This is a genomic window from Pedobacter vanadiisoli, from assembly GCF_042684385.1.
GTDB lineage: Bacteria > Bacteroidota > Bacteroidia > Sphingobacteriales > Sphingobacteriaceae > Pedobacter > Pedobacter vanadiisoli.
In genome coordinates, this window is record NZ_JBHULL010000007.1 from 422,297 (window position 1) to 449,030 (window position 26,734).

General features: G+C 44.2%; 10 protein-coding genes. 2 read left to right on the forward strand and 8 right to left on the reverse strand.

Translation table 11 applies throughout. From position 1 onward, the window contains the following. Window positions 1-53 precede the first annotated feature (53 nt). The gene (locus ACFSR6_RS07750; RefSeq protein WP_379077212.1) at window positions 54-1,265 is read right to left on the reverse strand and encodes a glycoside hydrolase family 88 protein; all 1,212 of its coding nucleotides are present in this window, start codon (window positions 1,263-1,265) and stop codon (window positions 54-56) included. 326 nt (window positions 1,266-1,591) lie between these two features. Here ACFSR6_RS07750 and ACFSR6_RS07755 point away from each other — a divergent pair, with 326 nt between their 5' ends. Next, on the forward strand, window positions 1,592-3,289 hold the full coding sequence (locus tag ACFSR6_RS07755) for a cellulase family glycosylhydrolase (protein WP_379077215.1): 1,698 nt from the start codon (window positions 1,592-1,594) through the stop codon (window positions 3,287-3,289). 474 nt (window positions 3,290-3,763) lie between these two features. Here the strand turns inward: ACFSR6_RS07755 and ACFSR6_RS07760 are convergent, their stop codons facing one another. The 5 genes from ACFSR6_RS07760 to ACFSR6_RS07780 all read right to left on the reverse strand — a co-directional run bounded on the left by ACFSR6_RS07760 (window position 3,764) and on the right by ACFSR6_RS07780 (window position 22,960). Further along, complete coding sequence (locus ACFSR6_RS07760; protein WP_379077218.1) at window positions 3,764-5,038, reverse strand: alginate lyase family protein; 1,275 nt, start codon at window positions 5,036-5,038, stop codon at window positions 3,764-3,766. 163 nt (window positions 5,039-5,201) lie between these two features. Continuing rightward, the gene (locus ACFSR6_RS07765) at window positions 5,202-12,854 is read right to left on the reverse strand and encodes a LamG-like jellyroll fold domain-containing protein (RefSeq protein WP_379077220.1); all 7,653 of its coding nucleotides are present in this window, start codon (window positions 12,852-12,854) and stop codon (window positions 5,202-5,204) included. A gap of 342 nt (window positions 12,855-13,196) precedes the next feature. Then, the gene (locus tag ACFSR6_RS07770) at window positions 13,197-18,944 is read right to left on the reverse strand and encodes a LamG-like jellyroll fold domain-containing protein (protein WP_379077223.1); all 5,748 of its coding nucleotides are present in this window, start codon (window positions 18,942-18,944) and stop codon (window positions 13,197-13,199) included. A gap of 442 nt (window positions 18,945-19,386) precedes the next feature. Continuing rightward, window positions 19,387-19,527 carry a hypothetical protein gene (locus ACFSR6_RS07775; RefSeq protein ID WP_379077226.1) on the reverse strand — a complete coding sequence of 47 codons (141 nt, stop codon included), beginning with the start codon at window positions 19,525-19,527 and terminating at the stop codon, window positions 19,387-19,389. Window positions 19,528-21,295: 1,768 nt separating this feature from the next. Further along, window positions 21,296-22,960: an alpha-L-fucosidase gene (locus tag ACFSR6_RS07780; RefSeq protein WP_379077228.1), complete on the reverse strand. Its 1,665-nt coding sequence runs from the start codon at window positions 22,958-22,960 to the stop codon at window positions 21,296-21,298. A 116-nt stretch (window positions 22,961-23,076) separates the two neighbouring features. On the opposite strand from ACFSR6_RS07780, the gene ACFSR6_RS07785 reads away from it, so the two are divergent. Continuing rightward, a complete protein-coding gene (locus ACFSR6_RS07785; protein ID WP_379077231.1) occupies window positions 23,077-23,202 on the forward strand; it encodes a hypothetical protein in 126 nt (41 codons plus the stop codon). 147 nt (window positions 23,203-23,349) lie between these two features. On the opposite strand, the gene ACFSR6_RS07790 is transcribed toward ACFSR6_RS07785, so the two are convergent. Both ACFSR6_RS07790 and ACFSR6_RS07795 read right to left on the reverse strand, forming a co-directional pair. Then, window positions 23,350-25,638 carry a S9 family peptidase gene (locus tag ACFSR6_RS07790; protein WP_379077232.1) on the reverse strand — a complete coding sequence of 763 codons (2,289 nt, stop codon included), beginning with the start codon at window positions 25,636-25,638 and terminating at the stop codon, window positions 23,350-23,352. Beyond that, window positions 25,619-26,734: a thioredoxin family protein gene (locus tag ACFSR6_RS07795; RefSeq protein ID WP_379077235.1), complete on the reverse strand. Its 1,116-nt coding sequence runs from the start codon at window positions 26,732-26,734 to the stop codon at window positions 25,619-25,621. Before ACFSR6_RS07795 ends, ACFSR6_RS07790 begins: the two co-directional genes overlap by 20 nt.

A 26,734-nucleotide genomic window follows, 5' to 3' on the forward strand; every position in this document is an offset into this window, starting at 1 on the left:
TAAAAATCGAACTGTCAGCCCCCTGCAATATCCTTTCCAATATGCATTTATGTTTATTTGAGCTTACTTTTCAGGCTCATTCCCATTTGTAGTTTTTTCAACCTGAGCAGGGCTTCTATATAATAATAATCTGCATATATAATTGAAGTATCTATTTCCGAACCATTAGGTTTATGGCCGGTTGAATGCAACAAAAAAGCTGTGTTTTTATCTTTGCTCTGATACGCCGGTGAAGAAAGTGAGGCCAGCATCTGTTCTGCAGCCTTGCGGTATTTTTGCGCTTTTACCTTATCCTTAACCAAAGTAGCCAGCTCTAAAAGGCCTGAAGCCACAACTGCAGCTGCTGAGGCATCTTTAGGAGCATTCGGAATTGCAGGATCATTAAAATCCCAATAGGGAACCTGATCTGCAGGCAATTTATCAAGGTAAACGTCTGTTACTTTCTGTGCAAAATCAAGAAAAGGCAAATACCCGGTTTCGCGGAAACACATGGTATAGCCATAAATGGCCCAAGACTGCCCGCGTGCCCACATGGAGCTATCAGCATATCCCTGATGTGTTAGTCCCTTTATTTTTTTTCCGGTCTCCTTATCATAAATTACCGCATGGTAAGCACTGTAATCTGGTCTGAAATGATTAGCCATGGTAACTTTGGCATGCGATAAGGCGATATCATACAATTTTCTGCTCCCCCCATTTTTAGAGGCCCAAAACAACATTTCCAGGTTAATCATATTATCGATAATGGTGTTATGTTGTGGCCATTGCATTTGTGGTACAGCCCTCGGCCAGGATAAGATGGTACCCACTTTAGGGTTAAAAAGCGTGGCCAATGTATCGGCAGCTTTTAATATAATGGCTTTAAATTTTGAATTTCCGGTAAGCCGGTAGCCATTTCCATAGCTATTAAAAATCTGAAAACCCAGGTCGTGGTCAATTACATGCTGCTCTGAAAGCGGTTGAAGTGCTGCCGAAAAACGCGTTGCTTCGTTGAGCAGGGTTTTTGAACCTGTAGCTTCATAGCCGTACCAAAGTATACCGGGCCAAAATCCGGAGCACCAGTCTTTATAACCCACAAACTTCCAATCGGCAGATCCGGGGATAACCGATCTGGGGATACTACCTTTCTGGACAGGAGTAAGCTTTAGGGTCTTTTGTATTTGGGCCGTACAATATGCCAGCTCTTTGGATGCATCCACCTGTGCAGTTGCAGCTTTACCTAAAAGGCCCAATGTTGCAATTAAATAAATAGCTAAATTTTTCATGTCGATATGGTCTATAGACAAATGATGTTTACAGATATACTCTTCAAAGCGGGAAAGATATTAAGATTGTTACCGCAATATTGGATATTACCCTGCCAGGGGCATATTTCAGGCCCAGAGATAAAAAATTAAGGTAACCTGGCTTTAAACACTGAGGTTGTTTACACCGAATGACTTATTTAAAACACATCAATGAAGTTAACATATGTCGAGTATAATTTAACAAATGAGCCATTGCATTGGGGTCCGGGTCTCTAATTTAGCTCACCGTGGGAATTGAAAAGTGTTGCATCGATTATTAAGCCACTAACCAAATATCATATAATATGAGAACACTAAATTACCTAACAGGCATTATGCTGTCCGTTTTAGCGGTAGGCTGCCAAAAACAAAAGATTGAAAATCCTACAGTTATTCAATCCACAAAACGAGCGGTTACCATGCCAACCTCGACCAGTTATCCCAGTTATAATACTTCGCCACAACCGGCAGATCAATCAGGCGTTGGTAGTACGGCCGCCCAGCTTGCTGCTAAATTTACACTGGGATGGAATGCCGGTAACAGCCTCGAAGCCATAGGCGGCGAAACCTATTGGGGTAACCCCGCACTTACCCAGGCAATGATTGATCAGGTAAAAAGAAGCGGCTTTACGGCGGTACGCCTTCCCTGCTCGTGGAACCAGTATATGGCCAATACCAGCACTGCCCAGCTTCAACAATCGTGGCTTAATAGGGTAAAAGATGTGGTCCAATACTGCGTAAATGATGGTTTATATGTAATCCTGAATATCCACTGGGATGGGGGATGGCTTGAAAACAACTGTACCACGGCCCAACAGCCTTATGTAAATGCCATGCAAAAAGCATTCTGGGAACAGATTGCAACACAATTGCGCAATTTTGATGAACATGTTATTTTTGCCAGTGCCAATGAACCAGCAGTTTCTGACGCTACTGGAATGGGGGTACTGTTATCCTATCACCAAACCTTTGTGAACGCGGTACGATCTACCGGTGGTAAAAATAGTTACCGCACGCTTGTAATCCAGGGGCCTAGTACCAACATAGACTATACCAACAACCTGATGAATGCCTTACCAAATGATACGGCTCCCAACCGGCTAATGGTAGAAGTACACTACTATACGCCATTCAATTTTGCGGGTCTGGCTACTGACGCAAGTTGGGGAAATTCTTTTTACTATTGGGGTAATGGTTACCACTCTACAACTGATGCTTCGCGCAATGCAACTTACGGAGAAGAAGGAGATGCCGGACCACAATTTGCCCTGATGAAAACAAAGTATATCGATAAAGGTATACCGGTTATACTTGGAGAATATGGCGCCATCAGAAGGCCTAATACTTTATCAGGCGATAACTTAACTTTACACCTGGCCAGCAGGGCTTATTATATCAACCACGTTACCCGTCAGGCGGTTCAATACGGGTTAAAACCATTTTATTTTGATGACGGGGCTTCGGGAAACAATGCATTCAGGATCCTCGACAGGCAAAATATTGGTTCAGCCGATCAACAAGCGCTGGCAGCGGTTGTACAGGCAGGCCAAAATGCCAGCACCTCAAGCATTCAGGCCGGGCAAACTTACCAGATTTACAACAGGTATAGCTTTAAAGCCCTTGAAGCTGCCGGATGGGGTAGTTCAAACGGAACAGTTGCACAGCAATGGCTATATGGTGTAGGTGCCAACCAACAATTTAAGGTAGAAGATGCAGGTGGCGGATTATTCCGTCTTACTCCTGTTCATGCACCTACAAAGTGCCTGGAAATTAACGGCTGGAGTACTGCTGATGGCGGACAGGCCGTTTTGTGGGATTACAATGGCACTGCTAACCAAAAATGGTCTATCCAGATAACCGACAATGGCTATTACCGCATCACGAATGCAAATAGCGGGAAAGCCCTGGATATAACAGGTTCCTCATTAAACAATGGAACCGCGGCGATACAATGGACGTACTCCGGAGGAAGAAATCAACAATGGGGATTTGTAAAAATCTAAAAAACAAGGCCTGCAAGTAAGAGCCAGTTTAAATTTTGTTCAGCTATTACATATAGCACTTTTTCTGTCACACTGAGCTTGTCGAAGTGCTTTCTTTGTACTAAAAATAGTGGTCTTCGACAGGCTCAGACTGACATAGCAATCATTTTTATTGAATTTTAAACAAGCTCTAAATTTACTGAAAACCTGATGTAACAAAGGCTTCATCGTAATTGATGAAGCCTTTGTTATTATTAACGTGAGTTTGGATCTAATTTCGTCATTGCGAACTGAAGAAGAGGCTTTGTGAATGAGTGAAGCACCAGCGAAGCGAGCTTGAATGCCATTAAAACAATAAGCTACAAATGAAAAATCTTTTTTGACAATAAATTGCAGGCTAGACTGCTTCGGCTCGCTCATGTCCTGCCTTGCAATGACGAAATTTATTATAATAATCAGATACAAACACCCAAAACTCACCTTATTAGGATATTTTTAACGCGAAAAAGTTAAGGTTCCGAAGCCAAGCTGATCGTAACTTCCACTGGTAGAGCCATAGTCTCCGCCTCCACCCTCAGGTCTTACTTTTTCGGCAAATTGGGTTGTATATGGGGCAGACTTTCCTCTTATTTTTACGTAATAATTGTAAACCAGCTCCCATCCCGGACGGATATTCCCACGGCCAGCACTTGAAATAACCGTGTGATTTGAATTTTCACAGTTGTTGTAAGTGGTAAACGGAACAGTATTAGTGGTATTGATGTTATAGGCCGCTATATACTCGCTAACCCCTAAAAGTGGCGGATTAACATGGCTCCAGGGATTATAATCGAAAAAATTCTGGCCCTGGTTATACAGCATCTGGCAAAAGGTTCCGAAAAGCGGAACCTCCATTGTGGCATGCCCCTGATCTCTCCCCGCCTCTTGTGCCTGGTCCATACCATTTGGATAAGTTGCTGTGGTTACCCGTCCGATAAAGGCAGTACCTGTTCCACTATGCTGGTAATAATTTATTGCATAGTTAATTTTGGCCACATCATCGCAAAGGATGCCAATGGCCAGCACGGTACATAGGTTAGACATGTCCCAGTTTAACCAGTAATGGGTGTTGCAGGTGTTGTTATGCCTGTTCAGAAAATCACTCGAAACCGGATAATATACATTAAGCATAAAATTTTTAAAGGCCGTAAAATCTGCTGCAGACCAGCCACTGTAACCCCGCATAATTTCTGCTGCATTGGCCCATTGGTAACCTTGCAAACCAGCTGCTAATTGTTTGTTGCTATCGCCATCAATATACTTGCATTTACGGGCCCAGGCATTCATAATCGCAACGGCATTTGTGCCGCAGGCTGCATCGCCCTTAATTTTCCATCGTAAAGCATTTTGATAGGCTGCCGCAGCATCCTGACATGCCTGAATGTAATTTTCCCCTCTTCCGCTTGCTGCTCGTCCGCGCACAATCGTATCAACCGGCCGCGGAACATAGGTGGCTGCAGAACGGCCGTTGGCTACCAGTTTATTCCAACCATCCAGCCAGGGCTGTGCCCCTGCATTTACCTTGGTTGTCATTCGTGTAAAATCAGCGGCCGAATGGAGCATTCCAGGGTGTACTACCGAGGTTACCTGTCCCAGCGCAGCTACGGCCATTTGTTTGCCGGATAGCGATCCTGTGCCCAGACTTGAGGAATCCTCTCCAGCGATCGGCTTACTGCATCCGCAAAAGATGATTAAAGCGCATAGCATCAATTGATTCATTTTTGTTTTCATAGCATATATAGAAATTGGTTAAGCTAATTTGGCAACATCTCTTTCCAGAAAGATTACCTGCTGTGTTTAACGTAATTCCAGTAAAATTCTTGTTTCCAGAAATTTCTAAGTTTTTTAATACAAAAGGTTGCTAAAGCAACCCTTTGTATTGTGGAATTCTCATTTATTTGTCGACGATCAGCCTGATCGGTGTCAGGGTATTCAGATACACGAAATAAACACCTAAGCGGTAATTTCCGGAAAGGCTTACCTGCAGATCGCGGTCTGCTGCACGGTGGCTTCCGCTCTGCATTATCCTGCCTGTAACATCCCTGATTATTACCCTAATGTTTTGATCCCTCAGATCAGGCGTAAGCCTTACTTTGAAAGACTGCTCTTTAACCGGGTTCGGATAAATGATATTGCTGGTTGAAGACTCTGGAGCAAGGGCTTGTGCCGGAATTATCCCTGAACGGTTTTGTGTGCTCGAAAGATTTCCAGGTTGGCCGTAACCCGCTGCAACAGGCTCTGTTCCGTACACCAGTTGCCCTTTATAATACAAGGTAATGTGTGCGTTGGTGTCCATTGCTGCTTTTGGCCGATACGAATAATCATCAGATTCGTTAAAGGCCGACCAATTGCTTTTATAGATGCGGAACTGGATATTTCCGGTACTGCTTAAAGGATACAATTTCCCTGCCGACTGATCAATTGATAATTCCAGGCGGGTATCGGCTCCGGTAAGCGAAGGACTGATCTCTGTAAACTGCCCCCTGATCTTATTATTCCCCAGTTTGGCATAATCAACCGTCATATTCAAGCCGGCTGTTCCTTCTTTGCTAAACCAGTAACGCGCAGTAAGATCGCTATAATCAATGGCGCTGTTGCCTGTGTTTTTAATGGCAATAAAAGCACTGATCGTGTTACTGTTTGCCGTCTGGTTTTGATTCTGGTACAACACATTCAATTTGGTTGTAACTGGCACAAGGGCTGGTTCTTCTCCAAATATCAATTTACCATTGCGGTATAAAGTTATCCGGTTGTTTGTCCCATAGCTGCCGGTATTGGCCTGGTAAGAATAATCATCTGCTTCTGAGAAATCAGACCAGTCCTGGTTGGCAAACCTGGTACGGATTACCCCACTGTTGCTGTTTGCATTTAACTTTCCACCAGGTACAAAACTATATTCCATGTAACCCAGGGCTCCTGAAGCAGGATTTGGCAGTTGTACATATTTCATTTTCACATTGCTGTTTCCCATCTGGGCATAGTCTACCCAGGCATTTATCCCGGCGTAATTTTCTGCTGTAAACCAGTAACGCATCGTGAGCTCATTGTAATATACCCCGATCGAATCCTGGTTAACCAGGCTGAAATTTGGCCTGATCACATTATTGGTCAGCTGGCCGCCATCGCCATCCATTGATTGGACCTGGATATTAAAAGGGATCACGTTCAACAGCTGGGTTGCAATGGCAGCAGCATAAGTGCCGTTACCTGCCTGTTTTGCTGTAATAACGGCCGTTCCCTTACCAAGCACCTGGAGCTTATCATTTACGATTTTTGCAACTGTGGTATCGGAACTTGAATAGCTCACCGGTAAATTAGCGCTTGTTGTAGCACTTAATGTTACATCGGCATCTCCTATCCTTTTAGCAGGTAGGCTGGCGAAACTAATGGTCTGTTCAACTTTATGAACGGTTAAAGCCTGGCTTACAGGTGCGGCAGCTGCATAGGTTGCGTTACCTGCCTGCGTAGCCGTAATGGTGGTAACACCTGCTCCTTTAACCTGGATCATATTGTTAACAACCTTTGCCACTGTGGTGTCTGAACTGGCATAACTGATGGCCAAACCAGAACTGGAAACTGCACCAGCATTAAAGCTTGTATCGGTAACCGTTTTTTCCGGCAAAGCATTAAAGGTGATGGTTTGCGCAACTTTATGAACGGTTAAGGCCTGGCTTACAGGTGCGGCAGCTGCATAGGTTGCATTGCCTGCCTGCATGGCCGTAATGGTGGTCACACCGGCTCCTTTAACCTGGATCATGTTGTTGGCAACCGTTGCCACTGTAGTGTCTGAACTGGCATAACTGATGGCCAAACCAGAACTGGAAACTGCACCAGCGTTAAAGCTTGTATCGGTAACCGTTTTTTCCGGCAAAGCATTAAAGGTGATGGTTTGCGCAACTTTATGAACGGTTAAGGCCTGGCTTACAGGTGCGGCAGCTGCATAGGTTGCATTGCCTGCCTGGCTAGCCGTAATAGTGGTAACACCTGCTCCTTTAACCTGGATCATATTGTTGACAACCGTTGCCACTGTGGTGTCTGAACTGGCATAACTGATGGCCAAACCAGAACTGGAAACGGCACCAGCGTTAAAGCTCGTATCTGTAACCGTTTTTTCTGGCAAAGCATTAAAGGTAATGGTTTGTGCAGTTGTTAAACTTTCAGCAATCTCTGCATCACTTAATGCCCGGCTGTAAATTTTAAATTCATCAATTGAGCCTTTAAAAAGGGGGTCATTGAACTGTGATTTACCCAGGTAATTCAGCGTAGTGCCTGTGGTTGTACCTGAAGCGGTGAGTTGAGAAGGTTTAATGTTCAGGTTAGTATTGGTAGCTGCCAAATTACCGTTAATATACAGCTTTGCCGTATTTCCTGATTGGGTAACCGCCAGGTGTGTCCAGGTATCCAGCGGGAAAGCAAAGTTGGCACTTACGTTTAACTCTGTACCGCCGTTTTTAATCGCATAACGAACGGTTGATAGTTTTACCCCGTTTACCGTAGGCGTTCCCTGCTGAACGGTAAGGAACATGTATTGTGTGGTGCTTGTACCAAAATCGAAAACACGCATCCAGGTAGACAGCGCATCCATTCTTACCCAGCTCGACACGGTGAAATCAGATACTGTTTTTACAATTCCTGTTGGCAAGGTGGCATAAGAAGTAGCCGTACCATCCAGTTTGAGCGAGTTACCCGGTTTCCCGGCTGCACGGGTTGCCGTTGCTGCCAGTGTTCCATGCGTAGCCCCCCAGCTGTCTATTGCCCGTGTTCCGCTCGCCTCATCGAACTTGAGGTAAGTAAGCTGGCCAGCCGCAGGTTTTGCGGTTACCGCTGTACCCGGAGGCAATTCTCCTATGCTATCAACTACTGCAATCACATAGTAATAAGTAGTTCCATTGCTCACCCCGGTATCGGTGAACTTAGGGGTACTTGTACTGCCCACCGCAATATAAGGACCTCCTAATGCGGTTGAACGCTTAACGTTATAAGTAAAGTTCTGAATAGCATCCCATTCGAGCACAATTTTTGCATCCCCTGCAGCAGCAATAACATTACTTACCGCATTATTTTTTACCGTTAACGTGATCGTTTGGGTATTGGCAATGGTGTCTTTAAGAGCGCCAATGGTTACAGAAAAGGTGCCATGTTCAGTAGGTGTACCCGATATTACCCCCGTTGTAGAATTTATACTTAGGCCAGCAGGCAAACCTGTTGCCGTAAAATTACTTAATGGCTTATCGGTAATGGTATAGCTAAATGGCCTACCTTTTAAGGTAGTAAGTTGGGTATTATTGGTAATGCCAACCGACAATGTTCTTGATTGTGATATCGGCCCATACACTTCATCTCCTGCCTGTGAAGCCGTAATGATGGTCGTTCCGGCCGATACAATATGAACATTTCCCTCCACGATGGTTGCAACCGACGGGTTCGAGCTGGTGTATTCTACCGGAAGGCCTGAAGAAGCGACGGCTTCTGGATCAAAATCGTCACTGCCTACCTGTTTTGGTGTAATGGTATTAAAGGATATAGTTTGAAATACTTTCATGCCCTCTACAATTTCAGAAGCACTTAAAGCCCGCTTATAAATCTTAAACTCATCAATTGAGCCTTTAAAAAACGGGTCATTAAATTGCGATTTACCCAGGTAGTTTAAATTGGTTCCGGTAGTAGCACCTGTAGGGGTAAGCTGTGAAGGATTAATACTAAGTGCGGTATTCGTTGATTTCAGCACGCCGTTGATATACAGTTTGGCAGTGTTTCCGGATTGGGTAATGGCCAGGTGTACCCAGGTATTCAATGGAAAGGCATAAGGAGAAGTTATGCTTAGCTCTGTGCCCCCGTTTTTAATTCCATATTTAACAGTCGATAAGGTTGCTCCGTTCGAGGTAGTGGTTCCTCCCTGAACAGTAAAGTACATATACTGGCTTTGACTGATGCCAAAATCAAACACACGCATCCAGTTCGCAAGGGCATCCATTTTTACCCAGGCTGAAATGGTAAAATCAGTTACATTACTCACAATTCCGGTAGGTAGCGTAGCGTAAGAAGTGCTCGCTCCATCCAGTTTAAGGGCATTTCCTGTTTTTCCTGCATCGCGTGTAGCGGTAGCCGTTAAAGTACCATAAATAGTCCCCCAACTGCTCACACAACGGTTTCCGCTGGTTTCGTCAAATTTCAAATAGATCTTTCCTATACTCCGCGAGGCCGAAACTTCCTGGCTGGATGCAACACCATCAGGCGAAGCAACGATGTAATAATAAGATGTTCCATTCACGATAGTGGTATCAGTGAACGCTGTTGTATTCACAGACGCAATATCGGTATAAGGCCCGCCAGGTGTTGTAGAACGTTTAACCGTATAGGTTAAATTCGCAATTGGATCCCATTCCAGGATGTTTTTTCCATCAGTCGCCGAAGCGGTCACGCTTATCGGAACCGTTCCTACCGGAACAAAACGGAAAGGGAAAGTATAGGGAACCGGATCGTTATCATTCCCAAGTACAGCAAGTATCTGATTGCCACCCTTATACCAGTACCCGTTTCCGGCACTTTGTGCCCGCTGAACGGCATACGAGGTACCATTACCATAAATATTAAATGAATTGTAAGCGTCGTTGTAGGCAATAACATTACGGCCAAATAAGGCATCCTCATAGATGTAATTGCTAAATGCCGGAAGTGGTGAGCTCAGGCAAATAATTTTATACCTGCCGTTCGCCTGCTTTTTCACATTCCACATTTGAGTCAAGGGATTAGGATTCAACACATCAAATAAAGGCCGGTTGGTCTCGTTCTTCGTCCATAACGAATCGCTATCAAGCGGTTTAAGGTAGTAATTCCCGTCAGCAAGGGTATTCGTAAAGTAATACATAGAAGACTTATACCGTTCCATCGCATTCTCCAATATCGTAACATAGTCACTGATCTGAAAAACTGTTGATTGAGGAGTATATAAGGACTGTACATGGGTGATGCTATCGTTTAACTGTACCTTGGCCGCAACCGGAAATTTACCGCCCTCAACTGTTGTACTGGTTTGGGTGGTATCGCGGAGTTTTATCGCTTCAGCCAGTGTTTTAAGGTAGGCGGAAGACATGTCTGACTGCGTAACCAGTTCTATTCTATAAATCTGGTTAGGGTTATCCAGCCACCTGTTCAGGTTCATTGCAGCACCATTTAACGTGCTTGAGCTGGCAACTTCAAGTGCTTTCTGGCTTGGTTTTCCAACAATACTGAAAGTGCCGTTCTCGCGGTCTTTAATAGACCATATCTGGGCCGAATCTGTAGCCGAGTAGCTTCGCTGCTCTACAGGAGCATTATTGGTTACGGCATTGTTCACCACATCCATTGCTTTTCCACTCCGCAGGTTGATAATCTTATAATCCGTACCAGATACAGGCGTTATTCGCCAATGCTGGTTACTGGAAGAAGAATAGGCGTTTTGTCCCAATAAGGCTCCTTCGGCAATTGAACCGTTTTTAACCTCCACGGCTTTATTGCTGTGTACGGCTATAATCCGGTACACCCCATTAAAACTATCTGAATTTAATACCTGTGGAACTGGTGGCGCCTCCGGAGTACCTCCGTCTCCCGGCGAATCTGCACTGGTGCCCGCAGTATTTACTGCACAAACTTTATAATAATAAGTCTGGCCGTTTGATAAATTATTATCCAGAAATGTATTTCCGGAAAGGCCTGTGGCAATGGTAGAATAGCTCCCGTTCAGAGAAGACGACCGTTTAAGCGTATAACTCACTGCACCGAAGGAGGATAACCACCTTACCCGCATCTCTTTATCTCCGGGATAGGCATATACTGAAAGCGGAGCTTCGGGTGCAGTAACCACCCCTCCCTGCCCGCCGGTAATACTTACATTACTAAAAGTAGAAGTGTTTAAAGCCCCATTGCCAGATGAACAAACCGCCAGGCCAATGTAGGCCGTACCGGTAAAGCCCGTATACCTGCCCTCATGGGAGGCCGCCCAGCTTACCCCATCAGGAGAATAATAAACGGCAATCATCTCCCCCACACGTTCAACTTTCACCCAGTAAGGAATACTGGTTACGGGCCTCGACGCTTTCTCATAATAAGAACCGCCCCTTAGTTCTGACCATCCATGCATAAATGCTTCGGCTTTCACCTCCGGAGTTATCGCTATCCATGCCCTTTGTGCGGCATTAGGGGTCAGATCAGAACGGAGCATTACCCCTGCTTTAGCACTGGAAGTAGTACCCTCAACGGATTCTACTTTAGCAATAATGGAACAATTTCCGGTCACTTGCTTATATACAAAGTGCAAAGCATCTGCTCCATGTGTCCAGATATCGCCTTTTCCTTTTACCGTCCACACATTGTTGTTATAAGAACTGCTTCCGGCAGCCGATACCGTGCCTATATCAACAGAGGTTAAACCCCCTGTTCCAACTTTTGTAGGAACCGGAACCGTTTCGGTTTGCGCCGGAACGGTAGCTGTAGCGTTGTCTTCTGATTTATAGAACCAAGTAATTACCGGGTCAAAACGTCTGGGGATGTTGTTTAGCAGTTTGTTCAGGTAAACCGAACTTTGCTTTTTACGGACTACATAAGCTCCATGCGCTATAGTTGGGCCAAACCTTCCCATATCCCAGGCAGTGGTCACGTCATTTAAATAATAGGCATCGATAGTGCCAAAAGGTACGTAAGGGATTGGCAGGCTTAAATTTTTCCTGGAAAAATATTCGGCATTGGCCATAATCCGGTCTTCCAGGTCCGAATAAATATCGATACCCTGTTTATAGAGCACTTCGGCCACGAAGGCCAGGTTGTTAAATGTTCCGTGGGCGTGCCCCTGGTCTCTTAAACTTTCTCCGTTCTGCCCATTGGGTAAGGTATTTTTAAGCCCGCAAGAGGCAATGTATCTGGACAGGTAGACGATATGCGCCATTTTAGCAGGATCGTCGGAAAATGCCGCGATCACCGCTCCTGCAGATATACTCAGATTACCTTTATTGGATGGGCCTATAGCATAAAAAGTGCAACCTGAAGCTGGCCAGTATACATTATTAAAGAGGTTTTTTACGGCGGTAGTATTTGCCGCCGTCCAGCCGCTCCAGGTTCCGCGAAGAATAGAAGCGGCGCCCCCATAAGCATACGCATAATCCCCCAGGTCAAGGTTGCCCAACTGGCCTCCAAACTCTGTCTGGGTGGTGGCCCAGGCAATTAAAATATCCCTGGCTTTTGCAGCATAAGCCTCATTTTCAGTAAAATACCACATCAGTGATAAATAAAAGGCGGCAGACATATCGTTTCTCCAACGGTAAAGGTTTAAATCAGGACTACGCGTAACCGTAGCAAAAGCCTGGTAAGTGTAGGTCAACTGAGCCCTGCCATCGGCAGCCATAACATCATAAGCCTGTTTCCAGGGATAATCTCCGGCCCTAATGTGCGCTCTTAAAACACTGAGATCGGAAACTGATAGCGGAGCCCCCGGGTGCACAAAGGTTTGGGATCGTGCAGTGAAGCAGACACTCAAAATGAATGAAAGCAACATAAAAAAGTACTTGTTCATCATATTTAATGGTTTAGGTTATTAATTATTTAAAGGGTTGCAGAAAATTAAAATGCCAGGTAAAGCTTTTACAGGTTCTTTGCTAAAAAAGAGTATCTGATTGGTTATATCAGTTGAAAGAATCTAAAAGCAGCATGGGCATATCACCTTCGCGGCTGCGTCCAGGAGGATCGTTACAGGCAGTTGCCTGAACATGATGTGTTTTAAGTGAGACCATTTGTTAATTTATTGGAGCAATAGTTTAGCATTAGGCGTTGGTGATGAGGCAACGCAGATTTGTATACGACCTAGGCAAACCAAACACAAAAGACTGTTAAACAGCCTTTTGTATTCAGAAATTCTTATTTATTTATCGACAATCAATCTGATTGGCGTCAGGTTATTCAGGTACACGAAATAAACACCTAAACGATAATTTCCGGAAAGGCCTACCTGCAGATCGCGGTCTGCGGCACGGTAGATTCCACTTTGCATTATCCTGCCCACAACATCCCTAACCGTTACCTTAATGTTTTGATCCCTCAGGTCAGGCGTGAGCCTCACTTTGAAAGACTGCTCTTTAACCGGGTTAGGATAGATGATGTTGCTGCTTGAAGATTCCGGAGCAAGGGGTTGTGCCGGGATTATACCTGAACGGGTCTGTGTGCTCGAAAGACTGCCCGATTGGCTGAAACCAGCGGTTGTACCTTCGGCAGCAATTTCAGCATCACTTAATGCCCTGCTGTAAATCTTAAATTCATCAATTGAACCTTTAAAAAGGGGATCATTGAACTGTGATTTACCCAGGTAATTCAACGTGGTACCCGTAGTAGTGCCTGAAGCGGTAAGCTGCGAAGGTTTAATGTTCAGATTGGCATTGGTGGCTGCCAAGGTACCGTTAATATAAAGCTTTGCCGTATTACCCGATTGGGTAACCGCCAGGTGTGTCCAGGTATCGAGCTGGAAGGCATAGTTGGCACTTACGTTTAACTCTGTCCCCCCGTTTTTAGCAGCATAACGAACGGTTGATAGCTTTACCCCATTTACCGTAGGCGTTCCCTGCTGAACAGTAAGGAACATATATTGCGCAGTACTGTTGCCGAAATCAAATACACGCATCCAATTGGAAAATGCATCCATCCTTACCCAACTCGAAACGGTAAAATCAGATAATGTTTTTACAATTCCTGTTGGCAAGGTAGCATAAGAAGTACTTGTTCCGTCTAATTTAATCGAAGTTCCGTCTTTGCCGGCTGCACGGGTTGCCGTTGCCGCCAGTGTTCCGTGGGTAGCCCCCCAGCTGTCTATTGCCCGGGTTCCGTTCACCTCATCGAACTTGAGGTAAGTAAGTTGGCCGGCAGCAGGTTTTGCGGTTACTGCTGCACTGGGAGAACCTTCACCCTGACTATCAACCGCTGTAACTACATAATAATAAGTAGTTCCATTACTCACTCCGGTATCGGTAAACATATTGGTCGTTACATTTGATAAAGTGGTATAAGGACCACCCGCTGTAGTTGAACGTTTCACATTAAAGCTAAAACCCGGAAGAACATCCCATTCGACCACATTTTTGGCATCTCCCGAAGCAACAATAACGTTGCTGACCATCTTCTCTACCGTTAAGGTAATGGTCTGCGTTCCCGGAATACTGTCATTGACCGCGTTAATAAATAGCGGGAAAGTACCGTACTCCGTTGGCGTACCCGATATGATCCCGTTTGAGGCATTCAGGCTTAAACCGGCAGGTAAACCTGTTACATTAAAATCGCTTAGTGCATTATTGGTGATGGTATAGGTAAAGGGCCTGCCTATAACCGCAGTAGGCTGGGTATTATTGGTAATGGCAACCGACAATACTTTTAATTGCGGCGTTGCAGGCCAGTAAACCGAATTCCCTGCCTGCGAAGCTGTAATAACGGTTGTTCCGGTAGTCAGAACACGGACTTTGCTATTTACAATTTTTGCAACCGTGGTATCTGAACTGGTATAGGTTACCGGAAGTCCTGACGTTGCCGTAGCTGCAGGATCAAAATCAGCATCGCCCATGAGTTTAGGCGCAATGGCATTCATCGTAACCGACTGGCTGGTAAATGCCGAGGCAATCTCTGCAGTACTTAAGGCCCTGCTGTAAATCTTAAACTCATCAATTGAACCTTTGAACATAGGATCATTGAACTGCGATTTACCCAGGTAGTTCAACGTGGTACCAGTAGTGGTGCCGGAAGCGGTCAGCTGCGAAGGCTTAATCGTGATCCCGGTATTACTGGCTACCAAAGTTCCATTGATATACAGGCTGGCCGTATTTCCGGACTGGGTAACGGCAAGATGCGTCCAGCCATTCACTTGCAAAGGATAGTTAAAGCTGACGATCTGATCTGCTCCCCCATTTTTAATTCTATAGCTAATGGTCCGTGTGGTGATGCCATTTACCGTAGAGGTTCCTGCCTGAACGGTCAGGAACATATATTGTGTAACCGTTGTCGCACCAACACCAAAGTCAAATACCCGCATCCAGGTAGAAAGTGCATCCATCTTTACCCAGGTGGAAATGGTAAAATCATTTAAGTTACTCACAATACCAGCCGGTAAGGTTGCATAGGCATTGGCCGAACCATCCAGTTTAAGCGCATTTCCGGATCTCCCGGTGCCACGGCTTGCCGAAGAGGCCAACGTTGCATGTTTAGCTCCCCAACTATCAAAAGCAGTACCGCTTATTTCGTTAAATTTCAGGTAAATAAGCTGGCCAACATTAGGTGAGGCCGCCACTACCGGGCTGGAAGCCAGGTTATCTGGCGAAACGACCTGGTAGTAATAGGTAGTTCCGTTGTTCACGCCCACCGTATCGATATACCTTAGGGCATTGGCACTGGCGCCGATCGTAGCGAGTGTATTATAAGGACCAGCTGATGCCGTTGCGCGTTTTACGATATACGTTAGGTTTGGGACAGGGTCCCAATCCAGGATGTTTTTACCATCGCCCGCCGCTGCTTTCAGGTTTAAGGGGATAACTCCGACCGGCACTAAACGGAAAGGGAAATTATAAGGTATAGGATCGTTCGTATTGCCACCTACAGCTAATATTTTATTACCACTTTGATACCAGTACCCGTTCCCGGCATTTTGCGCACGCTGAACAGCATACGAGGTTCCGTCAAAGTAAATATTAAACGAGTTCCAGACATCCGAATAGTTATTGGTGCCAAACTGGGCGTTCTCGTTTATATAGTTCTTATATGATGCCGGCGCACTCAGGCAAGCAATTTTATACCTGCCATTTCCTTGTTTGGCAACATTCCAGATCTGTAGCTGGGGTTCAGGACTTGCTACATCAAATAAAGGGATATTCGTATCATTCTTAGTCAATAATGAATCACCGCTTAGCGGTTTAAGATAATAATACCCATTGGCCAGCATATTGGTCTGATAATATTTAGCGGCTAAGTACCGTTTCATCGCATTATCCAGTACAGTGATATAGCTGCTTACCTGGATAACTGTCGATTGTGAATTGTATTGAGACTGGACATAGGTAATGCTGTCATTTAACTGGGCATTAGCCGTTACCGGGAATTTACCCGGTACATTGGTGGTACTTGTCTGGGTGGTATCGCGTAACTTGATGGCGTCTGCAAGTTTTTTAAGATAGGCAGCAGATATTTCGGAGGCCGAAACAGGTTCTATCCTGTAGATCTGGTTAAAGTTATCAGTCCACCTGGAAATATCCATTGAAACCCCCTCAGCGGTACTTGATCCCGGAACCTCCAGCGATTTCCCACTTTGCTTGCCAACAATGCTAAAGGTACCGTTAAACCGGTCTTTGATCGTCCATACCTGGGCGGCATCGCTTGCCGAATAGCTGCGCTGCTCAATCAGTGCACCATCCGTTGTGGCATTAGACACCACATCCATAGCCTTTCCACTGCGCTGGTTAATGATCTTATAATCGGTACCGGATATAGGGTTGATGATCCAATGCTGGTTGCTCAAATAATCATAAGTTTTCTGTCCTATTAAGGCGCCATCAGCTGTTGATCCATTTTTAACCTCTACTGCCTTATTGCTATGCGTAGCTATGATCCGGTATACCCCATTTAAAGCATCTGAACTTAATACCTGTGGAACCGGTGGCGCTTCCGGGGTAGCTCCATCGCCCGGCGAATCTGCACTGGTACCCGCAGTATTTACCGCACAAACCTTATAATAATAAGTTTGGCCGTTGCTTAAGTTTTGATCCAGAAAGGTATTTCCGGAAAGGCCCGTAGCTATGGTAGAATAGCTCCCGTTCAGAGAAGATGACCGTTTAAGCGTATAGCTCACTGCGCCAAAGGAGGATAACCACCTTACCCGCATATTTTTATCTCCAGGGTAGGCATATACTGAAAGTGGAGCTTGTGGCGCAGTAACCACTCCTCCCTGCCCGCCGGTAACGCTCACATTACTAAATGTAGCGGTATTTAAAGCACCATTAACATTAGAACAAACCGCAAGGCCAATGTAGGCCGTGCCGGTAAAGCCCGTATACCTGCCCTCATGCGCTGCCGCCCAGCTTACCCCATCAGGAGAATAATAGGTGGCAATCATCTCCCCTACACGTTCAATCTTCACCCAGTAGGGAATACCGGTTACGGGCCTTGACGATTTCTCGTAATAAGCACCGCCCCTTAGTTCTGACCATCCATGCATAAACGACTCGGCTTTTACACTTGGGGTTATCCCTATCCATGCCCTTTGCGCGGCATTAGGGGTCAGATCAGAACGGAACATCAACCCTGCCCGTGCATTCTGGGCACCGCCTCCTGTAGTTTCTACCTTCGCAATGATAGAGCAGTTACCGGTCACTTGCTTGTAAACGAAATGCAAAGCATCTGCCCCATGGGTCCACATATCGCCGCTTCCTTTTACCGTCCATACATTGTTTGTGTAAGAACTGCTCCCGGCAGGCGAAGTGGCCCCGATATCAAGTGAGGTTAAGCCTCCCGTTCCAACTTTTGTCGGAACAGGAACCGTTTCGGTTTGCGCCGGAACAGTAGCCGTAGAATTGTCTTCCGACTTATAGAACCAGGTAATTGCCGGGTCAAAGCGCCTTTGAATGGTATTAAGCAATTTGTTCAGGTAAACTGAGCTTTGGTTTTTACGGACTACATAAGCCCCGTGAGCTATAGTTGGACCAAACCGTCCCATGTCCCACGGAACGGTTACATCATTTAAATAATAGGCATCAATAGTACCATAAGGCACGTAAGGGGTTGGCAAACTTAAATTTTTCCTGGCAAAATATTCGGCATTGGCCATAATCCGGTCTTCCAGCTCCGAATAAATATCGATGCCCTGTTTATAAAGCACTTCGGCCGTAAAGGCCAGGTTGTTAAATGTCCCGTGGGCATGCCCCTGGTCCCTTAAACTTTCTCCATTCTGCCCACTGGGCAAAGTATTTTTAAGCCCACAGGAGGCGATATATCTCGAGAGGTAGAGGATATGGGCCATTTTAGCAGGATCGTCTGAAAATGCGGCGATTACAACACCAGCGGCTAAGCTCAGGTTGCCTTTATTGGAAGGGCCCAGCGCATAACCCCCACAACCCGATGGTGGCCAGTATACATTATTAAAGAGGTTTTTTACCGCTGCAGTGTTCGCCGCCGTCCAGCCGCTCCAGGTTCCTCGAAGAATAGAAGCCGCGCCCCCATAGGCATATGCATAATCCCCCAGGTCAAGGTTTCCCAACTGCCCGCCAAACTCCGTTTGGGTGGTTGCCCAGGCAATTAAAATATCCCTGGCTTTTGCAGCATAATCCTGGTTTCCGGTAAAATACCACATCAGCGACATATTAAAGGCGGCCGTCATATCGTTTCTCCAACGGTAAAGGTTTAAATCCGGACTGCGCGTAACCGTAGCAAAAGCCTGGTAAGTGTAAGTCAGCTGCGACTTGCCATCGGCTGCCAGCACATCATAAGCCTGTTTCCAGGGATAGTCCCCTGCATCAATGTGTGCTTTCAGGATACTCAGATCGGAAGCCGATAGCGGTATCCCCGGATGCACGAAGGTTTGGGATCGTGCAGAGAAGCAGACACTCAGCATAAATGAAAGCAGGATAAAAAAGTACTTGTTTTTCATAGTTGATGATTAGGTTATCAATTAATTATTTAAGGAATTGCAAAAAAATTTGGGGTACCACTTAAAGATTTTAAGGGGTGCTTTGCTAAAAAAAAGGTACCTGATCGGTTGTATCTGCTGAAAGGAGCCAAAAACAGTACAGCAGCCAATCATCTTCCTGTGGTTTAGGATGATGGCTACAAGCAAAACCTGGGCATGATGCGTTTTAAGTGAGACCATTTGTTAATTTTATTGGAGCAAAATTTAGCATTAGGCGCGTTGGTGATGAGGCAACACAGGTTTATTTATTACATAGACAAATTAGTAAACCAACAATACTCTGTTTGTAAAAAATAGTATACAAATTAAAAATCAGTAATCAGCAATATTTGCATTACGTAGTATACGTGAGTTTGGTTGCCCAAATGTACACCACGCAAATTATAATCATATTACATATTTGTTAATCTATTGATTTAAACAAAGCATTCCATTGGGTTTCCAGCTGTTGGGCGCCGCAATGGCTAGCTAATTTAAAAATCTGATTTGGAGGATCTATCGCCACATGGCTCAACAAAACTACACCCCTTGTAGAGATGAGCATACAATATCATTTAGGTATTTTATCGCAAAGTTGTTTTAGTACCTTGCGGGTACCAAAAAATAGTTGACTGATAACCTGCTGAGCAATTATCAAAGTCAGTAAATTGGACCTTATCCCGCCGAGGTAGTCATCAACGGTGTGTGATCAATTATTTAACTTTAAACCAAGGGTTAAAGCTGCAGTATTATTAAGGTGACAGCCCCCCTTGTTTTTACTTTTTTTTTTGCAGAAAAAAAGCTCTTAATAGGGATCACAAAAACTGACGAATAGCGTATAATAGTTTCATAATGAGACGTTTAGATTTGGTTAGATATTGGTTATTTTGTTCAGATAAGCTAAAAATCAGCTCATTTATAATAAGACAATAATTATGCTTTTCTATACTCTCTCTGTCTGATTTTTTTTAAAAAAGAGGCCAGCCCTGAAGAACGTTTAGTTTAGCAAAACCGGTTTATTTTTTAAGCAGGAACACACAAAGTCTGTACAGGGAAGAAAATGTCTTTTTTCACTTTGTTTTTGCAGTAATCTTGTTTCCAGCCCCGGGCGAAGCGGCATCCCGGCAGCGTAGCGCAAGGATATAGCGCAGCACGGGAACAAACGCCAATCGTTGTAACTGCCCCTGCGGCTCCTAAAAATAATTATTTTTTTTTGTAAAGCAGGTTTATTGCCTGTCGGCTCGGTAGCCCTTCTTTTCGCTTCTATCTTTTTGTGAGGGGTAAGCGGAAACATTTTTGTTTGTGCACCAAAAAGTATAACTGCTTCAATAAGGTTTATTTAACAGGGGTCTGTGGAACAAAACTACTGTACGTATTAGCGATAGTCGGCTTTGTATCGACTTCCTTGCAGATAGGAAGTACCTAGCCCCGGGCGAAGCGGCATCCCTGTAGCGCAGCCCAAGGATATAGCGCAGCACGGGAACAAACGCTAATAGCTGTGACTGCCCCTGCGCTCCAAAATTATGATGTTTCTTTTTTGGAAAGCAGATTCCTTGCCAGTCGGTTCAGGTAGTCCTTCTTTTCGCTTTTATCTTTTTGTGAGGGGTAAGCGGAAACATTTTTGTTTGTGCACCAAAAAGTATAACCGCTTCAATAAGGTTTATTTAACAGGGGTCTGTGGAACAAAACTACTGTACGTATTAGCGATAGTCGGCTTTGTATTGACTTCCTTGCAGATAGGAAGTACCTAGCCCCGGGTGAAGCGGCATCCCTGCAGCGCAGCGCAAGGATATAGCGCAGCACGGGAACAGACGCTAATCGTTGTAACTGTCCCTGCGCTCCTAAAAATAATTAATCTTTTTGTAAAGCAGGTTTATTGCCTGTCGGCTCGGTAGCCCTTCTTTTCGCTTCTATCTTTTTGTGAGTGGCTGTGGAAACATTTTTGTTTGTGCACCAAAAAGTATAACCGCTTCAATAAGGTTTATTTAACAGGGGTCTGTGGAACAAAACTACTGTACGTATTAGCGATAGTCGGCTTTGTATCGACTTCCTTGCAGATAGGAAGTACCTAGCCCCGGGCGAAGCGGCATCCCTGCAGCGTAGCGCAAGGACATAGCGCAGCACGGGAACTGGCTTTAATCATGCTTACTGCCCCTGCGCTCCAAAAAAATATCGTTATTTTAATATAAACTTTATTTTTTATCCTAACTATCAGACACTTAAAAAACTATTACAACTACCAAAGCTTGTTTAGGTTGGTAGAAAATAAAAATTGGATCACCTCTACGAAATGATCCAATCTTAAGGCTTTAGTCGCCCGGTTATGCCTGAACTTATGTAATTTTCAGGGCATTAGCATAAGAAGCCTGCGGCTGATTTGCAGGGAAATAAACTTTTAACCCTTGCGAATTCCTTTCAAAACGCAGCTTTTCTTTGGTGGCAAGCAGCTCGACATTATTTATCTTCCCGGGATAATTTGATGATCCTTCGGCCAGGCTCGAAATTAACACCGAACCTTCCGCAGGCCAGGCCATAACCGTAGCAAACAATTCTTTTTCTTTTGCGGCAAAGCGGATATCTTTATCGCTGAAAGGTACGCCTTTGCCTTCATTAAATCCTTGCGCACTTAATGCTGGTGATTTTTCCTGTGCAGGCCCTTCTCCAAATACTTTCCATGGCCGGGTACCATATATGCTCTCTCCGTTCGCTCTCATCCATACCCCAATATCTTCAACAATTTTTCGTTCCAATTCGTCTATTGTGCCATCACCCCGAACCGGAATATTGAGCATCAGGTTTCCATTTTTGCTCACCACATCAATTAAGGTATGAATTACGGTTTTTGCGGTTTTATAGCCATTTCTGTTGTAAATTCCGCGTTCGTAATGCCAGCCCCCAATGCAGGTATCAGTTTGCCAAGGCAGGGGCTCAATGTTGTTGCTCTGACCACGTTCTATATCCCACACCATAGCCTTACGCTGTGTTTCATTCAATATTTTTCCGGTAACTACCGCAGTGAGCTTGCCTTTATCCTTAATACTTTTGTTGTAAAGGTGTGCGGCGATTTTTAAACCTACATCACTGATTGGCCACATAGGCAATTGCGAATCGTCAAAATAGATCATATCCGGATGATATTTGTTGATCAGGTCCATCGTCCGGTTATAAAACTTGTTGATGTATGCACTGTTGGGCGGTGTAACACCATTGCCCCAATCCCATTGCTTGTGTATCATTCCGTTATTCTGGCTGTTCTGGCTCAGTTGATGATCCTGCGCATAAAGTTCCTGTGGATCAAGGCCGTCCCACCATTTACCTTTCCCGTCGGCTTTGGTCAGCTTACCATCGTATGGAATACCTGCCATCGGCCCGTTTTTATCTGCACGCTGGCTGGTTTCAAACCAACTCCAGGCGTGTGCGGCATGCACACTAACCCCAAATGGCAATTCATGTTTTTTCGCCGCAGCAGCCCATCCGCCAATAATGTCTTTTTTCGGGCCTACTTTGGTAGAATTCCAGTTCTTCTGGTACTTACTCTTATAAAGATCGAGGTTGTCGTGGTGGTTGGCCAGTGCCATAAAATATTTGGCCCCGGCGCTTTTATACAGTGAAACGAGCGATTCTGGATCCCAGTTCTCGGCCTTCCAGACATTGATTACATCTTTAAAGCCGAATTTAGAAGGATGTCCGTATTTTTCAATATGATATTTATACTTCCAGCTTCCCTCCATATACATTTCCCTGGCGTACCAATCGCCAGCTTCTGGCTGACATTGAGGGCCCCAGTGTGCCCACATGCCAAATTTTGCATCCCTAAACCATTCAGGGGTTTTATAATTAGCGAGCGACTCCCATGTTGGGGAGAATGGTCCGGCGAGAACTTTCTCTACAAACTCTTTTGCCCCATCATCATTTGATTGAAATGCGGAAAGTTTATTGGAAAGTAAAACTCCGGGAATACCAATAGCAAGGCTTTGGATTAGTTGTCTACGGTTCATAAAATTGGTTAGCTTTATTTGTAGACAACAAATTTAGAGCGTCATACTCCAACATCCTTGTCATTAACAGACTATTTTTTAAACAAATCCGACATCAGGTTCTAACCCAGCTGCTAATGAAACCATCAATGCAAACCAATCCGGCTATTAAGCTATCGCATCAGCGCAACTTTGGGCTCCATGAGGAAGGCATGGTACTCAACTCGTTTATCTACAGCAGCCCAAAAGGCTATGCATCTTAGAACATGGTGGCGGTAAATGCGGTTCGCGCAATACCCTGGAAAAAGAGCTGTTGGCTATACTAAACAAAACAAGGTATAAAAAACGGAGCGGTTATCCAACCAGCTCCGCCCATCATTAACTAAAAAAATAGCACAAAATTGCTATTATTACTTTTTATCATGTGAAATGTCTTGTTCAATGAAATACTTCGCAAAAAAAGCCCTCATACGCTTCTCAAAATAAAGTTTTGCAGCTCCCTCATAATGATGGTTCTGTCCGGGAAACAACAACAAATCGAAATTTTTATCTGCTTTAATCAATGCATCAACCATCCGGTAAGTATTAGCAGGGTTAACATTGTCATCGACCTCTCCGGTAACAAGCATTAAATGGCCCTGAAGTTTGCTGGCTAAGTCTTCATTTACAGGCATTTTATTTTCTAAGCCCTGATAGCTTTCACCCCAGGCGCGTAAATAAATCCTGTTATCATGGTTGCCTGAAGAGGCCACCCCTACTTTATAGAAGTCTGGGTATTTACACATGGCTGCTATGGTCATCATGCCACCGCCCGAATGTCCGAAAATCCCCACCCTGTCCAGGTCTAAGTAAGAAAACCGGCCTGCTAACTGTTCTATTGCATATTTATCATCATCTATACCATTGTCCCGAAGGTTTCCATATCCGAATTTATAGTAATGTGCATCACGAATTGGAGATCCTCCCCTATGCCCAACCGATATTACGATAAAACCCAGTTGCGCCAGCGCAGCGTTATTGTACTTATCCAACACCGTAAAATCGGGCCATACGGTTTCAATTTGAGGACCGGGGTAAACCTGCGAAATAACGGGATATTTTTTATTTGGATCAAAATTGAAAGGTTTCCATATTAAACCATACAGATCTGTTACATGATCTTTTGCTTTAACGATAAAAGGTTCGGGGTGTTTCCAACCATAGGCATTTAAACTATCCAGATCAGGCTTAAATATTTGTGCTACAGGTTTGCCATCTATCTTCCGGAGCATGGTTACCGGCTCCAGGTCAATCCTTGAATAATTATCTATAAAGTAACGGCGATCGGGCGAAATATAAACCTGGTGTGTTGCATTTTCAGGTGTGAGCAATTGCTCGCTTTTACCATCAAAAGAAACCTTATAAAGCTTGGCGTAATAGGGATTGGTATGCGCCTCTTTTCCAAAAGCATTCAGGTAAGCATACCCTTTGGCTGTATCTATTGCCAGTATTTTTCCTGCCGTATAGTTGTCTTTACCCATGCGGTTGATTAACTTACCACTACCACTATAACGGTAATACTGCCCCCAGCCACTGCGATCACTCCACCACAAAATTTCTGTGCCTTTTTTGATAATGGATACATCAAAAAAATCTTCATTAATAAATGGTTTGCTCACCTCATTAATAACCACACGCACTTTACCTGTTTCTAAATTAACGGCACATAGTTCTATCTCATCCCTCGTTCTTTTCCGCCGTAAAACAAAAATTTCCTGCGGGTCATCCGGTGCAGAAACAACCTCCAGCTGCTGATCGGGCCAATGTTGCAAATCGACCTTTTTCATATTGCCTTTTAAGGCATCGCCAATATACAGTTCATACTGTGCCACATACTGATCTCCGGGAAGTTCATATTTGTAGGTGTATATTAAAGGCCTTGGTGTAAATCCCGACTGGATTACCGACATGGTCTGTACTTTCCGTTTATCTATCCTCAATGCATAAAAATACCTTTCATTTATCCATTTAGCGACCGATGGATAAGTTTTATCAACTTTATAATCACCTTTTTCATCTACACAGAATGAATAATAGGGTTCTGCATCGGTACTGAGCTGATGTTCATCGTTATGGTTGTTATTAGCCGATATATAAAGATTATGCGCCCGGGTATACAGTTCCCATTTATTATCAGAAGAAACGCCAATCTTTTGGTATGATTTTTTCTGTTGTAACCCTATCTGACGTTTAATCAGCTGTTTTTGCTCATAGTGATAATCATAGGATTTACCTGCATAACTGACCAATACGCTTTTTTCATCGGCTGAAAATTCTGGCGTATAAATAACTTGAGCGGAATTCACTTCTCCCTGCGTTAAACCTTTGAGCTGATCGATAATAATGGCTTTATCAAAAAGTTCCTGCCTTCTGCCGCTGGCCATATCAACAATGTAGTGAACATTGGTAAGCAAACTGCCCGAAATTGCGCCATTTGCCTGATTTGATTGATTCGATAATTGCGCCGATCCGTTCGCCACAAACCAAAATTTATGGCTATTCTTTAGAAAAAAAGGAATGATTTTTAATGTACCTACTCTTTTGGCCAGATTTGGCGCATCGTATTTTTGTGCGGCTAAATAATCGGCCTGTTGTGCAATTACCGAAATACAACCAAGCAGGCAAATCGCCATTATGGCACTAATTCGCTTTATCTGCATATCTTTTTTTCATGTCTTGATACAAATTAACCAGGAACGGATTAGTGGAGCTTTTACTGATTTCGTCTGAAAGTGCTTCAATCTGAGGAAATTTAAAACCCTTTATTGTGCGGGCAAATGTGGGGTAATCAAAAAGAATCCTGCGGTTATCTTCAGAAAAAGTGCTTAAATTTTTAAGCAGCAGCCTGCGTACTTCCGGTTCGTTTTTTTCACCTGCCGCGATCGCAATATCCATCATAACCAACAATTGTGCTTTATCGGGCATTTGGGTTTTGCCAATCTGCGCTTTGTACGCTTCATAATTGCTTTTATCAAAAGGTTTCACTTTAAAATAAAAACCGTTTAATGTCCATGAGGCAATTTGCCTGTAAACGGATGATAACTTTTTATCTACAGTATCTTTTGTATTTTGTGCGGCAAAATCTTTCCAATGGTTGGTGAGGTACAAGAAATTTGAACTAAAGAGGTCAGACAAATACATGGTATACCTGTTTTGACCAAATAGGAACCAATTTTCAGGACTGGCTTTTTGCTGTGGCGTTAACAAGGCCATTAATTCATCGTTAAGTTGTTTCGCCCTGGTAATTTCCATTACTTTTATCTTTTGTTTAATATAAGCACGCATCAATTCGGGCGTGCGTTCGCCGTGCTCGTAGCGGGCATTTAAAAGTGCTTCGTCACTATTGGTAGAAAGCCCCTTTTGTGCATTGGCTAAAAATTCGTTTACTGGCATCCCACCAACAAATTTATTTTTTACTTTACCTTCTGTATCAAGTATTATATAAGAGGGGTACGCACCTACGGCATATAACTTCCGCAATTCTGGCCCTTCTCCTTTTTCCATATCTACTTTGATATTAATGAAGTTTTTGTTGTAAAAATCGGCAACACTATCTTTCGTAAATACATTGACCTCCATTTGTTTACACGGAATACACCAGCTGGTAAAACAGTCTACGAAAACTGTTTTTTTCTCTTGTTTTGCTTTGGCTAAAGCTTCTTTTAAGCTAAGTTTTTCGAAATTGATCTGCCTGTTCTGGGCATAAGTTAAACTACCTGTTAAAAGCAGCAGCGCAGCTATAATTAGTTTTTTCAT